This is a genomic window from Micromonospora sp. CB01531 (assembly GCF_001905095.1).
Taxonomy (GTDB): domain Bacteria; phylum Actinomycetota; class Actinomycetes; order Mycobacteriales; family Micromonosporaceae; genus Micromonospora.
In genome coordinates, this window is sequence record NZ_LWLS01000106.1 from 1 (window position 1) to 20,329 (window position 20,329).

Annotated in this window: 11 protein-coding genes; 4 read left to right on the top strand and 7 right to left on the bottom strand. The window is 65.3% G+C overall.

Features of this window, described 5'->3' with window-relative positions:
- Nucleotides 1–66 precede the first annotated feature (66 nt).
- Together A6A27_RS43650 and amcA are read right to left on the bottom strand one after the other, a co-directional pair.
- Nucleotides 67–393: an NAD-dependent epimerase/dehydratase family protein gene (locus A6A27_RS43650; RefSeq protein ID WP_338013330.1), complete on the bottom strand. Its 327-nt coding sequence runs from the start codon at nt 391–393 to the stop codon at nt 67–69.
- Complete coding sequence (gene amcA / locus A6A27_RS47220) at nt 345–527, bottom strand: multiple cyclophane-containing RiPP AmcA (protein WP_073838564.1); 183 nt, start codon at nt 525–527, stop codon at nt 345–347. The genes A6A27_RS43650 and amcA overlap by 49 nt, the downstream gene beginning before the upstream one ends.
- 544 nt (nt 528–1,071) lie before the next feature.
- Between amcA and A6A27_RS32915 the strand changes: the two genes are divergently transcribed.
- Nucleotides 1,072–2,307 (top strand): XRE family transcriptional regulator, encoded by a 1,236-nt coding sequence (locus A6A27_RS32915; RefSeq protein ID WP_241825565.1) that lies wholly within the window; start codon nt 1,072–1,074, stop codon nt 2,305–2,307.
- Here the strand turns inward: A6A27_RS32915 and A6A27_RS32920 are convergent.
- Together A6A27_RS32920 and A6A27_RS32925 are read right to left on the bottom strand one after the other, a co-directional pair.
- A complete protein-coding gene (locus A6A27_RS32920) occupies nt 2,304–2,960 on the bottom strand; it encodes an HAD family hydrolase (protein ID WP_073838566.1) in 657 nt (218 codons plus the stop codon). The genes A6A27_RS32915 and A6A27_RS32920 overlap by 4 nt on opposite strands.
- A 714-nt stretch (nt 2,961–3,674) precedes the next feature.
- Nucleotides 3,675–4,208 carry an SMI1/KNR4 family protein gene (locus A6A27_RS32925; protein WP_073838567.1) on the bottom strand — a complete coding sequence of 178 codons (534 nt, stop codon included), beginning with the start codon at nt 4,206–4,208 and terminating at the stop codon, nt 3,675–3,677.
- A gap of 607 nt (nt 4,209–4,815) precedes the next feature.
- Between A6A27_RS32925 and A6A27_RS32930 the strand changes: the two genes are divergently transcribed.
- Nucleotides 4,816–6,408, top strand: coding sequence for an ATP-dependent nuclease (locus A6A27_RS32930; RefSeq protein ID WP_073838568.1), 1,593 nt, complete (start codon nt 4,816–4,818; stop codon nt 6,406–6,408).
- Nucleotides 6,392–7,450, top strand: a complete 1,059-nt coding sequence (locus A6A27_RS32935) for a UvrD-helicase domain-containing protein (RefSeq protein WP_073838569.1) — start codon at nt 6,392–6,394, stop codon at nt 7,448–7,450. Before A6A27_RS32930 ends, A6A27_RS32935 begins: the two co-directional genes overlap by 17 nt.
- A gap of 122 nt (nt 7,451–7,572) precedes the next feature.
- On the opposite strand, the gene A6A27_RS32940 is transcribed toward A6A27_RS32935, so the two are convergent.
- Entirely contained in the window at nt 7,573–9,930 is a 2,358-nt protein-coding gene (locus A6A27_RS32940; RefSeq protein ID WP_073838570.1) for a hypothetical protein, read from the bottom strand.
- Nucleotides 9,931–10,465: 535 nt separating this feature from the next.
- Here A6A27_RS32940 and A6A27_RS32945 point away from each other — a divergent pair.
- Nucleotides 10,466–14,695 carry a sacsin N-terminal ATP-binding-like domain-containing protein gene (locus A6A27_RS32945; protein ID WP_073838571.1) on the top strand — a complete coding sequence of 1,410 codons (4,230 nt, stop codon included), beginning with the start codon at nt 10,466–10,468 and terminating at the stop codon, nt 14,693–14,695.
- Between the two features lie 167 nt (nt 14,696–14,862).
- On the opposite strand, the gene A6A27_RS32950 is transcribed toward A6A27_RS32945, so the two are convergent.
- Both A6A27_RS32950 and A6A27_RS32955 read right to left on the bottom strand, forming a co-directional pair.
- Complete coding sequence (locus A6A27_RS32950) at nt 14,863–19,740, bottom strand: DEAD/DEAH box helicase (RefSeq protein ID WP_073838572.1); 4,878 nt, start codon at nt 19,738–19,740, stop codon at nt 14,863–14,865.
- Nucleotides 19,741–19,996: 256 nt separating this feature from the next.
- The gene (locus tag A6A27_RS32955) at nt 19,997–20,278 is read right to left on the bottom strand and encodes a hypothetical protein (RefSeq protein ID WP_073838592.1); all 282 of its coding nucleotides are present in this window, start codon (nt 20,276–20,278) and stop codon (nt 19,997–19,999) included.
- Nucleotides 20,279–20,329 lie beyond the last annotated feature (51 nt).

The window sequence follows — 20,329 nt, forward strand, 5'->3', positions numbered from 1 at the left end:
GGCAACTGGTGAAGTTCCCGGACGCTCACTTAGGTCCGGCGCTGGGGATGGGCAGCTTGGACGTCATCACCAGCGGCCTCCATTCGCGCGCCACTTCTGCCCAGAACGAAGTTGCCCACCCGGCCCGGCTGCGCGATCGGAAGCAGGGCAGTGAGCCCCCTCCCCCAGGAAGCGGCGCTGACGGCGCGCACCTTTGGCGGTCTCACCAGCGGCCAATCGGATGGGCGGGGTTGATTGGCATAGAGCGTCGAGGTCGACCACCTCAACACCACGGCCGCGGAGCGCGTCGACCAAATGTGAGCCGATGAATCTGGCAGCGCCGGTCACCACCAGCACCCGGGCCATCATCGCTGCCCGCCTATACCGGTCCGCTGCGCGAACACCCACTGCCATACGTAAGTGAGTAAGGGCGGGTCCGCCGGCGAGACCGTCGCCCGGCCGGAAGCCGCCTGCACCGAGACGGGAATCGAGGGGTGTGGGGTGCCCGTGGTGCTGGCGAGGGCGTGCCGCGAGACGTAAACGGTCATGGCGCCACCGCTCGACGAACAAAGCTCCTCGGCTGCCAGTCCTGGCGGACCCGCCGGGATCCCGGCGGGTCCGCAAGGGCGAGGCGGCGGCTGGGAGCACCCCGCCGGTCACCCGCCCGCGCAGCCCTGATGGCGGTACGCGGACGAGGGGTCACCCTCACGAACGCGCATCCGGCCGCCGTTTCAGTCGGACAGGTCAACTCACTGGCCGCCTTGCCTGACTCGATCAATCTGCCCACCATGAATCTCCTGGCGTCGATGACAATGGGTCGGTGAGCTGGCCCGCCGCTCGGCAGCGGTCTTCGATGCTCGTCAACAGCGAACCGTCCACAGGAGCCGGGCGGTACCGTCCACTACCCGTCCGCTCGCAACCGGATAGTGACGGGCGGTAGCGAAGGTCGCTAGCGTCGGCTGCGGTCGACAGGCAACGCGCGGAGGTGCTCAGATGACCGGACGGCGCTATCCCCCCAACCGGCGGCTAGCGTGGGAGAGACTCCAGCGGGGCTGGTCGTACGAGGAGGTCGCTGAGCGTATCCGCGTGGGTATGAGCCACGCCGGAGAGACCGACACCGGACTTAACGCAAACACGGTGCGGCGCTGGGAGACCGGTGAACGGTGGCCGGACCCCCGTTACCGCAAGCACCTGGTGACCATCTTCGACAAGCCAGCGAGCCAGCTCGGCCTCCTCACCCCGGATGAGCTGGCCATGTGCCCGCGGGCGGACACACTGCACGAGTTCAGGAGGTTGTGGGACATGCTCACCGGAGACGAGAACGAAGCCGGCTGGGACCGGGCAGCTGTTCTGCGAGCACTTTTCGGCGCCAGCATGCTGCCCCTCGTCGCGCCGCTGCTGTCACTGGACCCACACGCAGCGCGCGCCGACACGAAGACCATCGACCCGGACGCGTACACCGACATCGTTCGCTGCCAGCGGGCCCTGTACTGGACCAGCCCGGCCCGGCCGCTCTACGAGGCCGCCTACGCCCACACCCAGCTCGGCACGGAACTCGTCCGAGCGGCGAGCGGCACCAGCCGCACCACCCTCGCCGCCGCCCTCGCCGAATCCGCGCTCCTCACCGCCCGGCTGGCGTTCTTCGACCTCAACCAGCCCGCCATCGCCCAGCGTTGCTACGACGTCGCCCTCGCCGGCACCCGGGAAGCCGGAGACCACGCCCTGGCCGCCGCCGTCCTGGGCCACATGGCCTTCATCCCCGCCTTCAGCCACGACTCCTCCGCCGCCCGGCCACTGGTCGACGCGGCGCTGCAGCACACCTGGCACGGCGTCAGCCCGGCCGTCCGCTCCTGGCTGCACTGCGTCGCCTCGGAAGTCGAAGCCCGGGCCGGCGCCGGAGCAGCCAGCCGGCACCAGATCGACCTCGCCGTAACCGCGATCGAGGCCAACCCCACCCCGCCGGAATGGCTCGACTTCTACAACGCCGGCCGACTGCACTCCTTCGCCGGCTACGCGGCCCTCGCGGCCGACGACCACCCCGAAGCCACCAGGCGGCTCACCGAGGCCCTCGCCGGCCTAACCACCACCGCAGCCAAGCAGCGCAGCGTCATCCTCGCCGACCTCGCCTCCGCGCATAGCGACGACGGTGAGCACGCCGCCGACTACCTCAACCAGGCGATGGACGCCCTGCACAACGACTGGTACGGCACTGGCCTCGATCGCGTCAGGGAAATCCGGCCCATACTCGGCGACAGCCGACAGGGCAGGCAGCTCGACGAACGCATCGCCGCCCTCGCCGCCAGCCGAGCCGCCCTACCTGGCAGCTAGGCCGCCGACTCGTTGTGCTTGCGCACCAGCTCGGGCAGCTCAGCCAGCGAGTCGAGCCGGAACAAGCAGCGCTCGCTGACGTCCTTGTCGTCAAGGATGTACCCCCACGGGCCGCGCCGTATCAGCGCGGTAGCGATCCCAGCCTGCTGCGCGGGCCGGATGTCGTTGTCCAGCCGGTCTCCGACGTACAACACCTGATCGGCTGGGCAGCCCGCCTCCGCCACAACGCGGTCGAAAAACGCCACCGACGGCTTCTCCACTCCCCAGCCGTCCGACGTGCCAATCACGTCCACCGGCAGGTCCAAGCCGCGCAGGATCGTTTCTGCCCGAGCGGTCTGGTTACCGGCGAGGCCGACCTGCACGCCCAACTCACGCAGCGCGGCCAGGCACGGCCGGGCATCCGGGTAGAAGTTCTCCTCGGAGAAGTGCTCGGGCTGGCCGACCGCTGCGCGGCGCTCGCGCTCTTCGGCCAGGTCGAAACCGGGGCGAAAGACCTGGAACGTCTGCCGGTAGTCCAAGCCGCGAGCGACCACAGCCCCGAAGACCGCCGAGAAGGTGTGCCGGGGTACACCCAGCCAGTCCGCCCAGGTCCCATACTCCCGGGACTCGTCGACGATCGTCTCGCCCACGTCGAAGAACACGCTCGCGATCACAGGCTGATTGTGCCTTGCCAGCTTTCCGCCAGGATCGTTGCCCCTACGGCCGCCCATCGCCGAGGAAGACGGCGGTGACAGAACCGATGGGCGGACCCGGCGAAGTTGCTCGCGCGGTACGTCGAGATCCGCGAAATCGACGTCGCTCGCTGCGAGGGCCGTCGCCTCCCATCCCAACGGGCACGCAAGGGGCACGCGGGCACGGGCTGATGTCAGCTTGGCTCTGCACCTAGAGTCGGGCCGTGGAGCTGGGACCTATCGCCGCCGTCGCCATGATGATCTGCGCCGTGGCGGGCTGCGTCGCCCTCGTAGGCGTTGTGGCGCGGCTAGCTGTGTGGTGGGGAGGGAAGCGGTAGCCGCGCAAGACGGAATCGGTGGCGACTGGCGCGTTACGAGATCAAGTTGGCGACCTGCGCCTACCGGCGAGCAACTGCCGCCACCCTTACTGCGGCACACGGTCGGGGTCAAGGGTGGCCGGAGGCCATCGGCTCGCCGACGCGGAGCGCGCTTGACGCCGGGCGGGTGGCGTAGAGGATCGGGCATCCGGGGGATGGTCACGCCCCGGTTCTCGTCGGCGGCGAACCGCGGGCGGTGCGCACCGAACTCGGGGGCAAGGAGCTCTGCTGCGCGGCAGCAATCGCCCCAACCTCAGCGGCGAGCGGCCACGACGGCGATCGGCCCGCCTCACCATGCGGCCGACTGGCAATCGCTCGGCTATGCCTGGTCGTACGCGTCACCCTGGGTGGGCGCGAGCGTTGGATTCGCGCCATCCGTGCTGAGAAGCCAGCGGAGCAGCTCGAGCACTGATGTGGCGACGACAGGCATCTCGCCGACGAGGCCGTAAGTATCCCAACCGACCAGGTAGCAGCGTCCCGCCCGGGTGGGGTGAAGGTCGATAACGATGTGCGGGTCTGTGGCTGCCCCGCCGCCGTCAGCGATGACGTAACAGCCGTTGGTCAGATCCGCTGGCACCTCTGTCTCGATCTCTCGCGCGATGGCCTCAGTCAGCAGTCGGGGACTCGCCGGCACGAGGTCGTCGGGTCCGCAGACTCGCCATTGGTAAGGGGCGTCGCGGAACAGCCAGGCCCCGCCGCACAGCTGGTAGAACTCCCGCAGGTTGTCCGGGACGCGGTGTCCTCGGCCTGCGACAGCACCACCTGTCGGCGGCAGGACCGAACATCCATGGGTGCGCGCGATGCGGTCGAGCAAGTCACGCAGCTCGCCAGCGGTCAGCCCGGAATCCGTCACGTCAGAACGATAGGCCCCGCGTGGCGGGCCGGCCCGGCCGATGCCGGCCGGAGGTCGCCAGCAGGCCGGGGCCGGGCCGGCGCGGCCCGCTTGCGGGCCGCCTTGTCTGTCCTCGCGAGGTCCAGGAGTCGCTGACCCTGACGGATTCGATGCCTCTGCCCGGCGAGGTGTGCGCTGCCCCAGGTACTGCCGAACCATCGGAGGAGTAGCTGGCACCGTCGCCTTCGCCCTCCGACCGCCATGCCGGCGATCCCCGGCCGCTGGCACCATAGATCAATGTCTCCGTCCCTTCCCCGACACGCACGCCAGCCGGTATGCCTTAGTAGGCCGCCCACAAGCTGGCTGAGCCGCTGGACGGCGATGTCCGATCACCGACCCTGCGGTGTTGGCGGCAGTGCTGCTCGGCGAAACGATCGGGTCGGCAGGAGCATCAAGGAGCTACGTAGTCGCCTCAGAGCTCTCTTAGGACGCCGCCGGCGCGTAGCGCTGTCGCACTCGGGGTGTGACGAGGAGTTGTAGGATCCGTACAACGTGAGGGACCCAAGAACAGCACATGGGTCTCGCTCCCTGCGTGCCGTAGCCGCCGAGCGCCAGGAGTCGCCGCACCGTGCTCAAAAAGATCATCATCAAGAATTACAAGGTGTTCCGCGACTTCGTGCTTGAGCTGAACCCCGGCATGAACGTGATCGTCGGCGACAACGACATCGGCAAGTCCAACCTCCTGGAGGCGATCAACCTCGCCCTCACGGGCCGGCTTCGCGGCAACCAGATCGCGGCGGAGCTATCACCGTTCCTGGTCAACCTCGACGCGACCCGTCAGTACATCACGGCCATGCGCGAGCGGCGCGCCGCGGAACCGCCGACGATCCTCATCGAGGTCTACTTCGATGACACCGACGATCTCGCACCGCTGAAGGGGAACAACAACTCGCTACGTGAGGTCGCGCCGGGAGTCAAGGTCCGCATCGCCTTCAACGACGACTTCATCGACGAGTACGTGGAGTACATCCGGGACCCTACACAAATCAACTGGGTGCCCACTGAGTACTACCAGGTCGAGTGGTCAAACTTCGCCGCAGCAGCCGTCACCGCCCGCGGCGTTCCCGCGACCGCCTCGCTGATCGACGCGACTGCGATCCGACTGCAGAACGGAGCGGACGCCTACCTGCAGTCAATCATCGGCGCCAGCCTGGAGCCCCGGGAGCGCGTCGAGCTGTCCCGGTCGTACCGAAGCCTTCGTGAGACCTTCAGCGAAATCGGGGCGGTGAAGGAGATCAACAACAAGCTCGCGGGCGAGCGTGGCGAGATCAGCGACCGCGAGCTGACACTCTCCATCGACATCTCGCAGCGGGCCGGTTGGGAACGCAGCCTCGTACCGCATCTCAACGAGTTGCCCTTCCCATACGTCGGCAAGGGCGAGCAGAGCACTCTCAAGATCCTTCTGGCCTTGAACGAGAAGATCGCCGACACCCACGTCGTGCTGATCGAGGAGCCCGAGAACCATCTGTCGTTCTCGTCGCTCAACCAGCTCGTGTACAAAATCGGCCAGAAATGCGCCGGCAAGCAGGTCCTGGTCACTACCCACAGTGCCTACATTCTCAACAAGCTCGGGCTCGACGACCTGATCCTGCTGACTCCTACCGGTGGGCAGCGCATCACCGACCTGCGTAAGGACACTGTCGACTACTTCAAGAAGCTTTCCGGTTACGACACCCTGCGTCTCGTTCTGGCCAAGCGCGCCATCCTGGTGGAGGGCCCCTCGGATGAGCTCATCGTCACCCGTGCGTATTACGATGAACACGGCCGTGAACCCATCGCAGATGGTGTGGACGTGATCAACGTACGGGGTTTGTCGGCCGCACGGTTCCTCGACCTCGCCGTCCCGCTCACCAAGCCCGTCGCCGTGATAAACGACAACGACGGTGACGCCGCTCAGATGCTGCAGAAGTATGCCGCCTACACCTCCTACAGTTTCATCTCGATCCACATCGGCGCCGGTGACGAGAAGACTCTCGAACCGCAGGTTCTGGCCGCCAATGGCCTTGAGCGCATGAACGAGGTCCTCGGCAAGAGCTACACGACCAAGGAGGAGATGCTCGATTACATGACGGCGAACAAGACCAGTTGGGCGCTGACCGTGTTCGAGTCCGACCAGGCCATCACCATGCCGCAGTACATCCGCGATGCCGTCCGCCCGTAACCTCGCGGTCATCGCCGCGGCCGGATCATGCAAGACCCAGCTCATCATCGAAGCCGCGCTGGCCCACCCCGGCCGACGGGCCCTGATCACGACCTACACCCAGGAGAACCTCGCCCAGATTCGCCGACGGATCTTGGCGGTCAATGGGGTGATCCCTGGACACGTCACGACCACAACGTGGTTTTCGTTCCTCATCCATCAGGCGGCCCGCCCCTTCCAGAGCTGCGTCACTGGGAGGATCGATCACATCCGGTCACTGAACTTCGACGGGAGCCGGTCGAGGTTCACACGCCGGGACGACGTCCTCGCCTACTACTTCGACCGGCGCGGCGATATGTACCGCGACGGGGTAGCCGACTTCGCCTGCCGCGCCGACGACGCCTCCGCCGGGGCGGTCATACGCCGCCTCGAGGCGATGTATGACGACATCTACATCGACGAGTTCCAGGACCTCGTGGGCTACGACCTCGACTTCGTCGACAAACTGTTCGCGTCGACCGTCAGAGTCACCGTCGTCGGCGATCCGCGCCAGCACACCTTCGCCACGAACAACGGCCCCCGGAACAAGAAATACCGTGGCGCCGGCATCATGAACTGGATCAACCAACGGCAGCACGCCTGCGAACTTCAGATGCGCGCCGAGAGCTGGCGATGCCACCAAACCATCTGCGACTGGTCCGACCGGCTATACCCGGCCCTGCCGCCTACCAAGTCCCGGAACCTAACTGAAACCGGCCATGACGGAGTCTTCAAGGTCGCCGAAGAGGACGTGCTCGCCTACGTCGCCAAGTACTCCCCAAAGATTCTCCGTGACCGCGTCACGACATCGACGCTGGGACTACCAGCCATGAACATCGGCCTTTCCAAGGGCAGCACCTTCGATCGAGTGCTGATCTTTCCGACGCAGCCCATGCTCAAGTACCTGAGAACCACAGACCTATCAGCCCTGCGAGCGCTAGACCGACTCTACGTAGCGGTAACCCGCGCTAGACATAGCGTTGCGTTCGTAGTCACCCGCCGCGAAGCGGACCACATTCCATAGTTTCATCCGGCTCTCTCGATCGCCTGTGGCCAGGAGCCTGTCGCCAACACGGCGGCCAAGGCCGGTGGCTGCGGCTGGGCTCTCTCGATGGCGGTCACCTGCTTGACGCCGCCGGACTGGGGCTACGAGGGGTCGCAGGCGAGTAGCTGTTCGCTGACCCAGTCCAGCGGTGCGGTGAGCTGGTCGCGGACCAGTAGGTCTACGAACTGGTCCTGTCGGGTCTTTTGTGCATTTTCGTCCTGCGGCTCCCAGGCGAATGGGTCGCTGTTCAGCATGAAGATGGCGTGCTCAGCGTGGAGTTGGTCGTCGGTGAGGAGCAGTCGGGGCCGGTCGGGAAGTGAGTGTGCGAACTGTAGGAGTTCGGGGCAGTCGCGGGCTGGCTGTGTGACCGCGACGATGTCGTACGGTGCCCGGAGCGCGTCGGACAAGGTATCCAGGGAGTCGGCCATACGTAGATCCACGCCGGCGATGCGGCGCTTCACCTCGACGGGGACGAGACTCCCGTCGGCGAACAGCAGGACAACGTCCGCCTCACCGATGTTCTTGTCGCTGCAGAAGAAGTTGACTCCGGGGTGCGCTCCGACGAGGCCGTGTCGTTCGAAGAGTTGCACCAGCCATCGCAAGGCGAGGAGATGGCCCAGGCTGTCCGTTTCGAGGACGCGCCGTAGAGCTTCCCCGATGCGGTAGGTGAACTTGAGTACCTCGGGCTCGTAGGGCTGCACGATCGAGCGTCCACAGCCGGGACAGGCTACAGGTGGTGGGACCGATGCCATGGGCAGCCAGGACTTGGCCTTGCACGCGGGGCACTCCACCGTTGCCCCGCGGACGAGCAGGTGGTGCCGTTCCGCCCACACGACCCAGTTGACGGCCGCTTGCCTCTTTCGGAACACCTTGAGAAAGTCGCTGAATGGCAGGGCGCGTCCCTCACCCGGCGGAGCGATCGCTGGGTCATCGCGCCCCAGACGTACCGCGGCTGCCTCGATCTCTTCCTCAGGAACACCCAGTGCTCGAAGTTCTCGGTGGGTGCGCGTCCAGCGGTCCTTCCACCAGGCCATGCCGCTGCGCTCGGCGAGCTTGTACAGCAGCTCGATCAACGGGCGGTGCGTCAGATAGCGGATGCCTTCCACGCCCCCGATAGCGCGGATCAATGTCTCCGCCGCGAGGCCCGGCTCGGACGGTTCTACGCGAAGCCGGCGACTCTGCGCTACCGCGGCGAAACTTGTCCATGTCGACGGCATGTGAACCGCGACCGTCTCCAGGCGTCGAAGCGACGGCACGTGCACCTGCGCGGATCCCGCCTGGAAGCGGAGGCCGAACTCCGCACCGCGCATCGTGGGATCGGCGGGAAGCAGCTGATCACGGACGCTGACATCAACGACCAGTTCCGGCGGACGCCAGAAATTGCGAGTTGGTCGCAGGAATTCGCGATCCGCTTCGGAGACGACCGCTAGTTGTGCCTGTCCCTCCGACCATTGCGCGATGTCGTTACGGCCCCTTCCCGGCGGGGGGCCAAAGGTCAGGAGTTCCTCGTAGGCGACCGCCCTCATGCCGGCGCTGGCCGCCACGTCAGCCAGCTGGCTGGGATCTCGGGACGCGCTCGTTACAAAGCATCGTCCGCCCTGGAAGCCGAACATGCTCGCCCGTCCCGGCTGCCGCAGTTCCTTCAGCGCCTGTTCGGTGACCGCCGCCACGGGCAGGCCGATGGGCATGACTCGGCCGTCGCCGTGCGCGGCGCGCAGGTTCCACAGCAACGCAAGATCCTCGACCGACCCAGGGCTCACGACGACAACGATGTTCGGGCCGGCAGCGCGACGCAGACCGTAGGGCTGTGGCAGTGGGCTCGCGCCCCTGCCCATATAGCCGGTGTCCGGCTCCTGCCCTGCGGCCAAGCCGATGTTGCTTACCATCCGCGGGGACATCGGTTGGCGGTTTTCGAGCCGCTGCAGGAGGTCGTCGAGCGAGCCAATAACTCGCTGCCGTTCGACCGGCATGATCTGCTCGAACCGTACGTTGTCCACGTGTCCACGGGGGTCCATGAGCGCGGGGTCGGGCACCTCCGGCAGGACGCCGAGGGTGGCGGCGTAGATCAGTTCCCAGGGATCATCGACATCCAGGGTGGGCACGTGAACAGGACGCCACTGATCGCGAGGGGTGCTGTCGGCGATCACAATGACGGGAAAGTCCCGGGGCGCGCTGCGCCTGACCCGGTAGGGAAGCTGGGCGTCCACGTCGTGTAGACCACCGACCTGGTCGACTTGCTCGACCTGCAGGAGGCGGACGTATGCAGGCGGTACCTCACCGCCGACGATGGGCAGTATCGGCTGCCCGGCACCGCCCCACGTCTGACACAGCCGGATGATCTCCTTTCGGAGTTGACCGAGGTGCCCGGCATCCACCGGCCGCGCAGCCCGCTCCGGCCGCAGTCTCATCGTGATCTCGTGCGTACCGGAGAGGAGATCCGTATCGAGCAGTCCACGCATAGGCATCGAATCCTAGCCTCCGTGCACGCCGTCCCGGGCGGCAGCGGATCACTCCATCGGCCGCAGCGGCTGCGGCCACTCGACGAGCGCCCCTAGTCACGTCGCTTTCGCGTGGATCCACCGCCGCCCGCGTGGGCGCTGTGCTGGCAAGGCGGCCGGTCTGGGACTGAGGCGCCCCGATGCCTGTACGGGGCAACCGACCTATGAGGAGCACGTTCTCTGGATCTACAACCCCTCGTCCGGGTGGTCTAGGGCCACGACCACGTCGGTGTTCTCACCTGCGGGACCGCTGCGCGCCGAACCGAATCAAGACGGACCGCTTCTGACCCTGGACCAATGCCCGTCAGGTTTGTCGAGCTCGTCCTTGAGGTCCTCACGAATCGCGTCGGGGCCGGTCAACCATGACCGCGTCAAACCACCGAGCCAGTGGGAAGTGCCGGCAGACGCGTCACTGAACCGATGGTTGATGCATCGGGCGGGCAGAATATGAAGCATCCTTCATCCTGTTCACGGCCTTGTCGGGAGGAGTCCGGAGATGGACTTGGCAACTCGGTTGCGCGAGCAGGAGTTTGCGGCGATCCGCCTTCAGTTGGAGGGCGGCCTCCGCGAGAACCTCCTGAAGGGCCTCGACGAACGCGGCGGAGCGCAGGAGCTGGTTCGTCAGCAGTACTCAGGTCGCTATCCGTTCGAACTCCTTCAAAACGCCAACGACGCGGCGGTCGACGCCGGGACTCGAGGTCGTGCCTACTTCCTACTGACGGACACGGCCTTGATCGTGGCGGACGACGGGTCGGGTTTCGGCGACCGGCAGGTGGATGCCATCTGCTCGTTGGGGCGATCGTCGAAGGGCCCTGGGACGGCCGTTGGGCACAAGGGGCTCGGCTTCAAGTCAGTTGGCGAAATCAGCGACCGGCCACAGGTCGTCTCGACGCGAACGTCGTTCCAGTTCGACGGTGAAAGGCTGCGACGTGAGGTGCTCGGACTGCTCGGGGCGCTGCCCGCCGAGCAGAGATTCCCGGTCTACGCATTCCCGTTTCCCATCACAGACGGGGACCTTGGGTCGGATGCCGCGCAGGTGCGCCAGCTCCTAGCTGAAGGGTTTCGGACGGTCATCCGATTGCCGCTGCGCGAGGATGTCGACCGGCAGACGGTCGCCACGCACCTGGTGGAGAACCTGCGTCCGCGGCTGCTGCTGTTTCTTCCCGGTATCGATCGACTCGACCTTCATGGAACGCTCTCGGACTTCACGGCCACCGTCTCTCGCGGCGAGGACGGCGGCGCTGAGCATGTCGTGCTCGATGCGGGCGGGACCGTCGAAGATTGGCTCATCTACCGCAGCGAGGCGACTCCCGACCGCGGCGTCTTGGAGCCGTTGGGTGAGGCGTGGACCAAGCTCAAGACGGTCCGATGGGCGCTGGCGGTACCACTGGATGAGGCGTGCCGGCCTCGGACGGACGAGACGTTTCCGCTACACGTCTACTTTCCGACCGAAGAGGTTCCAGGGCTGCACGTCATGGTGCACGCGGAATGGGTGTTGGGCATGGATCGGCGTCAGCTGGCGGTGACGCCGGAGGCCGCACCCTACAACCAAAGGCTCCTGGCTCACGTCGTGGGGTTCTTGGAGAACCACGTCGCGGTCGACCTCCTTGTTCGCAGCAAGGCCAGCGCAGCGGCTGTGGGGGCCCTTGTGCCGGCTGCCAAGCCACCCAGCGCGGGAGCCGGAGCTCAGCTACGCAATCTGTGGGAGGAGGCGCTGAGGCGAACCCGCTTCCTTCCGGTCGTCGATGGATCGCTGGCCCGACCCGCCGACGTCTTTCTGCTCCCACCCCGCGTGCCCAGTCTGGCCCAGGCCCATGCGTTAGCGGTTCTCGATCGCAGCCGCACGTTGCGACCTGACATCGAGGAGCTGCCGGCCACGAAGACGTTCCTCATGTCGGGCTCGGCCCGTGTGATGGGAGTCGATGAGTTTCTGGCGCACCTGAGGCCGCCCAGCCGCGACTCCATCGGCGCCTACTACGGCTTCCTCCTCAGCTGGCGCTACCAAATCGGGCAACAGCTCGTGACGGCGCTCCGCATGACGGCGAGCGTGCTCACAGTGAGCGGGCAGCTTGTGACGCCCACCGAGCAGCCAGTCTTCTTCCCGCGAGCGCGGGGCGACTCGTCCATTCCCGACAATATCCCTGTGCCGATCGCCGAGGTTCCCCCGATCGAGGGCATCGAAGGCCTCCTGAGGGAGCTGGGAGTAAGGCCGTTCGAGTGGCGCGACCTGATCCGAGACTTCTTGGCCAGGATCCTGGCCGACCCAAAGGCCGACTCGGACGAGCGCCTCCGGGCGATGTCAGGATTGCGGGCTTACCACAAGGTACGCCTGTCCGGGAGCGAGGAACTGGCACCCGTGTTGGGACGTGTCCTGGTACCGGCTCGTTCCGCTGACGGCACGCGACGCGATCTCCGGGCCGCCGCGGGGGTGTACTTCGGTGCCGACTGGACGCGGTCGAACGATCTAGAGACGCTCTACGGGCCATTCCGCCAGGCCGAGTTCCTCGACGTCGAGGTTCCGCGGAACTCCGACCAACGCCAGGACGACATGAACTTCTACCGGATGCTCGGCGTCACCGACCACCCCCGGCTCGAAGAGGCGAAACCGGCCGAAGCCTACGGCTACATGGTCGGACACTATCGCCACCCGCATCGTGGGCCCCTGTTCGATGAATGGATGGCGCAACCCCACGTCGGACAGGCGGCACAGTGCCCGCAAGGGCATACCAAGTCCCAGCAACTGCAGCGGTCCTACCGGCTAGACCGACACCTGGATCTAATCGAAAGCCGCGACGAGCACCGGCTCTTCGCCCTCTGGAGGCAACTCGCCCAACGCTGGGGCACCATCTACGAGCCGGCGATGGAAGCGACCTTCCGCTGCGTCCACAGCAGCCACTCCGGCGACCGGGACCGCACCTGCGAGTCGCTGTTCGCCCACACCCTCCGCTCGCGGCGGTGGGTTCCGGTCGCCCGCGGCGCAAACACCGATGTCGTACGCCCCGAGGACGCATGGGTCGACGCAACCGACACGCCTCGCCGCATCAAGGACCGCATCCCCCGAATCACGGAATCGATGTACCAGATGCGCGGTGGCGTCGCGCTCGTGGCCGCACTGGGTCTCACAGACGCCGGGCGGCCGAAGGTCAAGGACCTCCTCGCGCTGCTACACAGCATCGCCGCCGAGGCGGACGAGCTCGGCGGCACCAACCGGGAGACCGAACTGGCCGCCCGCTACGTCCAGCGCACCCTCGATGACGTCCTCGGCGACGAACCAAGACCGCACCCTGCGCCAGCGACCGTCCGCGTGCTCGCCAGCCACAACGGCCGACCGACCTTCGTCGCACAGCCACCGGTCGCCGACGACCCACTGCTACGGGATACCTGGGAACGGCAGTTTCCCGTCCTCAGCGCCGAAGCTCGGCTTAACCGGCTCGTGCGCTATCTGTCACTTACCAAACTAGACGACGCGGTCACAAAATTCGCCATGCCCTACGGCCTCCACTACCACGACGCCGCCTCGACCGCAGTCCACAGCCTGCTCGACGACGTAAAACCCTACCTCCTGGCACTGATACGAGCAGAGAACCCGCGGGCCGAAAGCATGGCCCGCAATGCGCTCAAGCGGCTGGACCAGGTCATCTGTGACAGCCTCGTGCTCCGCTACGAGTACGCCGGCGTCACGGTCGAACGCGACGACGCGGTCTGCTACATCGCCACTCGTCGAGAGCACGGTGGCCGGACGAACCAAATCGGCACCGCCTACCTCGAACTCGACCCCACCACCGGGGCCCCACACTGGTTCCCGTTCGGCCGCCAGCTCGCCCAACACCTCGGCACCCCTGCTCTGGCCGATGCCGTGACAATGCTGCTCACCGCCGGGACAGACGACCGCCAGCGCATGATGGCCGATCGGCAAATCCAACCCGAAGACATCACCGAAGCCCGCGAGCAACTCGGGCTCACCGCTGACGACGACGAACCGGAGAACATCCTCGACTCGCTCCTGTCACAGGCCGACCGACAGGCACCTGCCCCACCGGTAGATGTCACCGTGGAGCCGTCCCCACCGCCCATGTCTCCACCGCCCTCGCCCACACCGGTCGCCGCGTTGCCAATCGGAACCCCTCAGGAATCGCCGGCGGCGCCACCGCTGGCAACCGTGGACTACAGCAAGGTGCGCATCATCGACGGGCAGCTCGAGGCGTTCCACCCTCCGGCCGCCAGCAACAGCCAGAGCTGGGCGGGCGGCGGGATCTCCACTGCCCCCTCTCTACAGTCCGAGGCAGAAAAACGACACATCGGCAAGCGCGGCGAAGAGGTGGTCTTCCACAAGGAACGCGAGAGGCTACGCGACGCGGGGAAAAACCCCGACCTCGTCGTCTGGGTTTCGAAGGACGACGAGCTGTCGCCGTTCGACATCCAAAGCGTCGACGCTGACGAGCAAGTCATCTACATCGAGGTCAAATCCACCAAGGCCGACAACCCCGAGGAGCCCTTCTACCTCTCCCAGGCCGAACTCCTCGAAGCCAGCCTCCACGGCAGCCGCTACTACATCTACCGCGTCACCAATGCCGCTGCCGAAACCCCAACCATCATCCGCATCGCCGACCCCCTACGGAAGATCAAAGAGGGTAAGGGGCGCCTGCTGCTCGACCGTGCACGAATGACACTCGCATTCTCGAACACCAGCGAATCAACGACCAATGTGAAACCCACTTCGAGGTGAGCATTGGGCAGCGTTCGGGGCGCAGCAGGCGTCAGTCCCTCCTTAAGCTGTAATGCTTCCGAACCCCCAACCTCGTGCTGGGCGGAAGGCAGCCGGAGTCTGAGCCTGGTGCGGTCGGGCGCGCAGCCGGAGACACCTATGGCCTAGCGCAGTCGTCCCTGAACGCGTCATCCCAAGATGTCCAAGGGAGGCAGCCCGTCTACGATCTTCATGGTTTCCAGGCTGACGGTCACGATTCGTTTCAGCAGGTCAACCACATAACGCGGATCGTCGGACCAATCGTTTGGGTCGTTGACGATGCCCGAGTCCTTGTCCGTCTTGACCTGGTAGCGGTCAATGATCCACTCGATGGCCGACCGAGCACCGAGCTGGTAACGGTACGCCTCCTCAGGGATGTTGCTGAGCGTTACTCGATGGTTGTAAAGGATGGTTGATCGGTCCACCACGCCCTTGGCCCTGGCGAACTTCATCTTGCCGACTCGATACAGCTCGTCGAGTGGAGTAGTAGATGCATCGCCAGCAACTGTCTCGACAACGCCTTGGTACGGCTGAACCTGCTCGTAGTGAATGTGGAGGTCGGCAAGTTGTCGGCCGGCCTCGGCAAAGCCGCGGAAGTCGACCACCTTCGGTATTCGTGGCAGGGACTTCTTGAGGTCTGCGGCGAACCTTTCTCGGTATTCGGGCGAGTGCAGCAGGCCATACGTGTAGCAGAAGATGTCGTCCTTGTCGATCGTCGGGTCGCTGTAGAGCCGACGATAGTTTAGGAGAGCGGCATCAGTGATGTTATCGATACGCACATAGTCGACCGCCACGTCTGCTGCGGCGAAAAGCCCGTCTCCCGAGTCGAACTCCCCGAACGTGTAACGCGAAAAGAAGTATCCACCCTTTCCGAAGAGATCGAGGCATGGGATGAGATCCACTGCCAGGAGGGCGAATTCGGCAGTGGCATGGAACCCGTTTATATAAAACCCGAAGTTCTCGTGCCTGGGCGTCGGAAACATTTGGGGGAGCTTGCCCTGGCGATGATTGAGATCCCGATCGAAATAAAGGTGCTGGCGACAGAAGGCGCGATAAGAGCTGGGGACTACTCGACTTGGGTCAAACACGACATTCTTCCGTCGTGCGACCTTAGGGATGAGGCTTGACGACCAGCTGATCTTCGTGGGATTGCGATCGATAAAGGCCTCCGCATCCGCCGCCTGTGGTCGAGTGATGCCTCTGGCCCTGCAATGCTCGTCGAACCGGCCCACCTCGCTGTTGTAGAAGTCGATCGTGGACGCGACGTTAGTGCTCAGGTGCGATTGCGAATAGTTATAGACCCATGCATCGCGGTTTGTTCCCAGTCCGAGCGAGTATGCGGCGAAGATGGCTTCGGAGCCCTCAGCGCTATCTCGATCGCCCAGCGCTTGGAAGGCCGCGAATCGGTCGTCGCGTTGGTTGATCCAGTCCCCTTCAGTGTTGGGGACAAGCTCGTGCCACTCGACAGTTCCGAGGTCTTGTGCGCCGAGAGTTCCCAACTTTTGTTCGCGGGTAAGATAATCGCCGATATCACGGTAACGGAGCAAGCCGTGGGGATTCTTTCCGGCAACCTTGCCCCCTTTTATCAGGATCAGAATGGCGACGGTATTCCGACTACCCGATCCAAAGATCTTGCCGCCCTCTTTGCGCGACTGCTCGCCGCTTGTGCGCTGGTTGCCTCGCAGGTTGTAGCAGTAGATGGCGTCGAACTCGTCAATCAGCGACTTACGCAGGCCGTCGTAGGTATTTCCATCTATATAGCCGCCGTTGGAGACGTACGCGACAACACCTTCATCTTCGAGGCGGTCAGACGCCCATCGGATCGCCCTGATGTACGAGTCGTACAGTGTGCGTCGCGAAGTCGCATTCGTGCGAGCTCCGTAGGTCGTTTCTATCCGTTCATCGAGAGCCTTGTACTTCAGGTTCTGGTTGTTGTCGTTGACGCTGTCTTGACCGACGGAATAGGGCGGGTTGCCGATGACAACCGTGATCTTCTGCGTCTGTTGCTTCTTGGCGCGCTCGCTGTTGCCTTCGAGGACGTCCAGCCCGTCCAGCTTTGCAGTGCCCTCTGCGAGCTGGAAGGTGTCGGTGAGCACGATTCCTTCGAAGGGGCGATAGGCGCCGCCAACTAGGTCATGGAAGGCGGCCTCGATGTTGACAGCGGCGAGGTAGTAGGCGAGGAGCACGATCTCGTTGGCGTGCAGTTCGCTCGTGTACTTGCGGAGCAGGTCTTCTGGCTTGATGTAGCCGGACTGGAGGAGGCGGACCGGGAAGGTACCGGTGCCGACGAACGGGTCGATGATCTGGACGCCCTCGTCCGACAGCGAGCGACCGAAGTGCTTGTTCAACGCCTGTTCGGTCGAGCGGATGATGAAGTCGACGACCTCGACCGGGGTATAGACGATGCCGAGGGCGTCGGCGGTCTTCGGCAGGGCAGTCTTGAAGAACTTGTCGTACAGCTCAACGATGACGCGCTGGCGGCCCTCGTGGTTGTCGATGCCCTCGGCGCGCACCCGGACCGACTGGTAGAACTCGTCGAGCTTCTTGCTCTCGGCGTCAAGCCCCTGGTCGTCGAGGATGTCGAGCATGCGCTGCATGGCCTTGGAAACCGGGTTGTGCTCGGCGAAGCCGTAGTCCTTGAACAGCGCGTCGAAGACCGGCTTGGTGACGATGTGCTGGGCCAGCATGTCGATGGCGTCGCTCTCGCTGACGCCGGGGTTGATGTTGACGCGTAGCTCGCCGAGGAACTCCTCGAAGGCGCTTCGCTTCTCCGGCAGCGTCAGGGCGGCCTTGATCCGGGTGACGTGGCGGTCGGCGATCTGAGCGATGTCACGGGCCCAGTCTTCCCAGTACTGCCTCTGGCCGACCTTCTCGACGATGCGGGCGTAGATTGCCTCGCGCCACTCGGTGACGGCGAAGAGTGCATCCTGGATGTGCTTGGCGCTCTGGGCTTCCTTCGCCTTCGCCGCCTCGGCGCTGTCGGTTGCGCTCGACCCGTCGCGGTCCCCGACCGACTCGTCACCCGGGCCGATGCTGCCGATGCCGATCTTGTTGTCGGGCTTGTTCTTGTTTAGCTCGATCTGGTTGACGGTCGCGTTGAAGCGGTCGTCGTGGGCGCGCAGCGCTTGGAGGACCTGCCACACCGTCTTGAAGCGCTGGTTGTCGGCGAGCGCCTTCTCCGGGGCCATGCCGGCGGGGATGGCGACCGGCAGGATGATGTAGCCGTAGTTCTTGCCGGGGGCGAGGCGCATGACCCGCCCGACGGACTGGACGACGTCTACCACGGAGTTGCGAGGGTGGAGGAAGAGAACGGCGTCCAGGCTCGGCACGTCCACGCCCTCGGAGAGGCAACGGGCGTTCGACAGGATGCGGGCCTGGGCCGGGCCCGGGTCCTGCTTCAACCAGTCCAACAGCTTGTTGCGCCGCAGCGTATTGAATGTGCCGTCGACGTGCTCGACCTCGCAGCGCAACACCTCGTCGTCGGCGTCGTCGTAGGCGTCGACCACCTCGTTGAATCGCCTTGCGATCGCCGTAGAGTCGGCAATCGAACGGGCGAACGCGACGGCCCGTTTCATGGGCGCCTCGCCCTCGGCGAACCGGGAGCCATCGGCGAACGTGCCGGTACGCTTGGCCATCGCGTTCCAGCAGCCGATGATCTTCGCCGCGTCGTCAAGCCTCAGTTCGGAGTCCCCACCGGCAAGACCCTGCTGCAGCGTCTTGGCGACCCTGCCTTCGTCCACGGTGAGGATGAGGACCTTGTAATCGGTGAGCAGCCCCTGCTCGACGGCTCGCCCAAAGCCCAGCCGGTGGAACTCGGGGCCGTACGTGGCCTCGTCGTCCATCGAGGCCAGCAACGCGTCCGCGTTCCTCGCCTCGGCCTTGGTGTCCTCGTTATAGATCCGCGGGGTTGCGGTCATGTAGAGGCGGCGGTCGCCGCCGAGGAAGGTGTCGTCGTGAACCCGGACGAACGACGACTCGTCATGGCCGGCCAGCGTGACACCGGTCGTACGGTGGGCCTCGTCGCACAGGACCAGGTCAAACCGAGGCAAACCCTTACGCTGGGCCGCCGCCACCGTCCCGATGGACTGGTAGGTGGAGAAGACCACGGTCAGCCCTGGCTCCGCCTCAACCCTGGCCATCTGCTCGATCAGCCGGTCGGGGTCCGTGCTGGCGGGCAGGGCCAAGTCGTACGTGGTCATGTCGTTGTCGTCGCCCATGGCGGCCCGCTGCTTGCCGACCTTCGTGTCCGAGCACACGGCGAACGCGCGCAGCGGTACCTCGGATTCGTATGACCATTCGCGCAGGCTCTGCGACAGGAGGGCGATGGAGGGGACCAGGAAGAGCACATTGGTGTGCTCCGTCTCCCCAGTGACGGCACGCTCGCGCTGTAGCCGTTCGGCGATCTTCAGGCTGGTGAAGGTCTTACCGGTCCCGCACGCCATAATCAGCTTGCCGCGGTTGCGCTCGGTGAAACCGGCGAAGACGTCGTCGATCGCCTCGCGCTGGTGCTTGAGCGGCGACTTCTTGGCGCGCAGCGTCATCTCGACTCGGTGGTCGAGGGTGGGCAGGTGCCACTGCACTGGGCTCTGCGCGATCTCCTCGAGCCCGATGCGCGTGACAGGAATCTGCTGATCGGCGAGTGCCGCTTCGGCGTGGACGTTCCACTTGTCGGTCGTCGAGATGATCAGACGGCGGGTGAAGCCGCCCTTGCCGGAGGCGGTGAAGAAGGAGTCGATATCCGCCTTTTCTACCGTGTGGTCCGGCTCGTAGAACTTGCACTGGATGGCGCAGTAACCACCCGTCTCCCGGTCCTGCGCGACCAGGTCGATGCCGACGTCCCGCTTGTCGTCTGCAGCTCCCGGCCAGTCGGCCCACATCCACACCCGGCTGAACTGTTCGGTCCACTGCGGGTCAGTGCTCAGGTACTGGAGCATCAGCTCCTCGAAGCGGGTGCCACGATCTCGATTGCTTGCCGAGCTGTCGCGGATCGCCTTGATGACGTCGTGCACGGTCGTGGTCGTCGTCACTACGCTTCGATTCCCGTCACAGGTTGTCGGCGAGCGAGCGCTCGCCGGAAGGATCACAGACCGGAGGTACGCGGAACTCTACCGCTGCCCAGCGGAGGGAAGCAGTAGCTGCAGCTCTTCGGTGCCCGGGCCGTATGGCTCGTCGCGGGCCAGGTGACGCCGGCTTACTCGCGGGTCTGTGCAGGCGGCTGGGCCCGCTTGGGGCACCCGACACTGACCGGAGGTGCTAGGCGACAACCGTCTGTACCAATAATTGTCATTCTGGAGCTGCTGTACCTAGCCGCCGATCTTGCGTCCGCTCCGGTGGCCGGGCCCCGTCCTGCGCTCGCCATTGCCCAGCGGTGTCGGCGCGGAGCAGGCGCTCGACCATGCCGAGGGCCTCTTCCTCCGTCTCGTACTCCCAGCGCAGGACCTTGCCCGTCTCGGCGTCGCCGGCGCGGGCCACCACCGTCCAGCGGCTCTGGCGCACCAGCCACACATCGCGGCGCGCCAAACGCCCCCAGACCCCGTTCCACCAGCGTCGGACCACTTCCTGCACGAGGTGATCGTACGCATGTTCGATAACCGGGAGGGGTTGGGTTGCGAACAA

Excerpts from the sequence above, each read along its gene's own strand:
- A6A27_RS43650 (WP_338013330.1), bottom strand. The coding sequence starts at position 393 with ATGGCAGTGGGTGTTCGCGCAGCGGACCGGTATAGGCGGGCAGCGATG.
- amcA (WP_073838564.1), bottom strand. The coding sequence starts at position 527 with ATGACCGTTTACGTCTCGCGGCACGCCCTCGCCAGCACCACGGGCACC.
- A6A27_RS32915 (WP_241825565.1), top strand. The coding sequence starts at position 1,072 with ATGAGCCACGCCGGAGAGACCGACACCGGACTTAACGCAAACACGGTG.
- A6A27_RS32935 (WP_073838569.1), top strand. The coding sequence starts at position 6,392 with ATGCCGTCCGCCCGTAACCTCGCGGTCATCGCCGCGGCCGGATCATGC.
- A6A27_RS32940 (WP_073838570.1), bottom strand. The coding sequence starts at position 9,930 with ATGCGTGGACTGCTCGATACGGATCTCCTCTCCGGTACGCACGAGATC.
- A6A27_RS32945 (WP_073838571.1), top strand. The coding sequence starts at position 10,466 with ATGGACTTGGCAACTCGGTTGCGCGAGCAGGAGTTTGCGGCGATCCGC.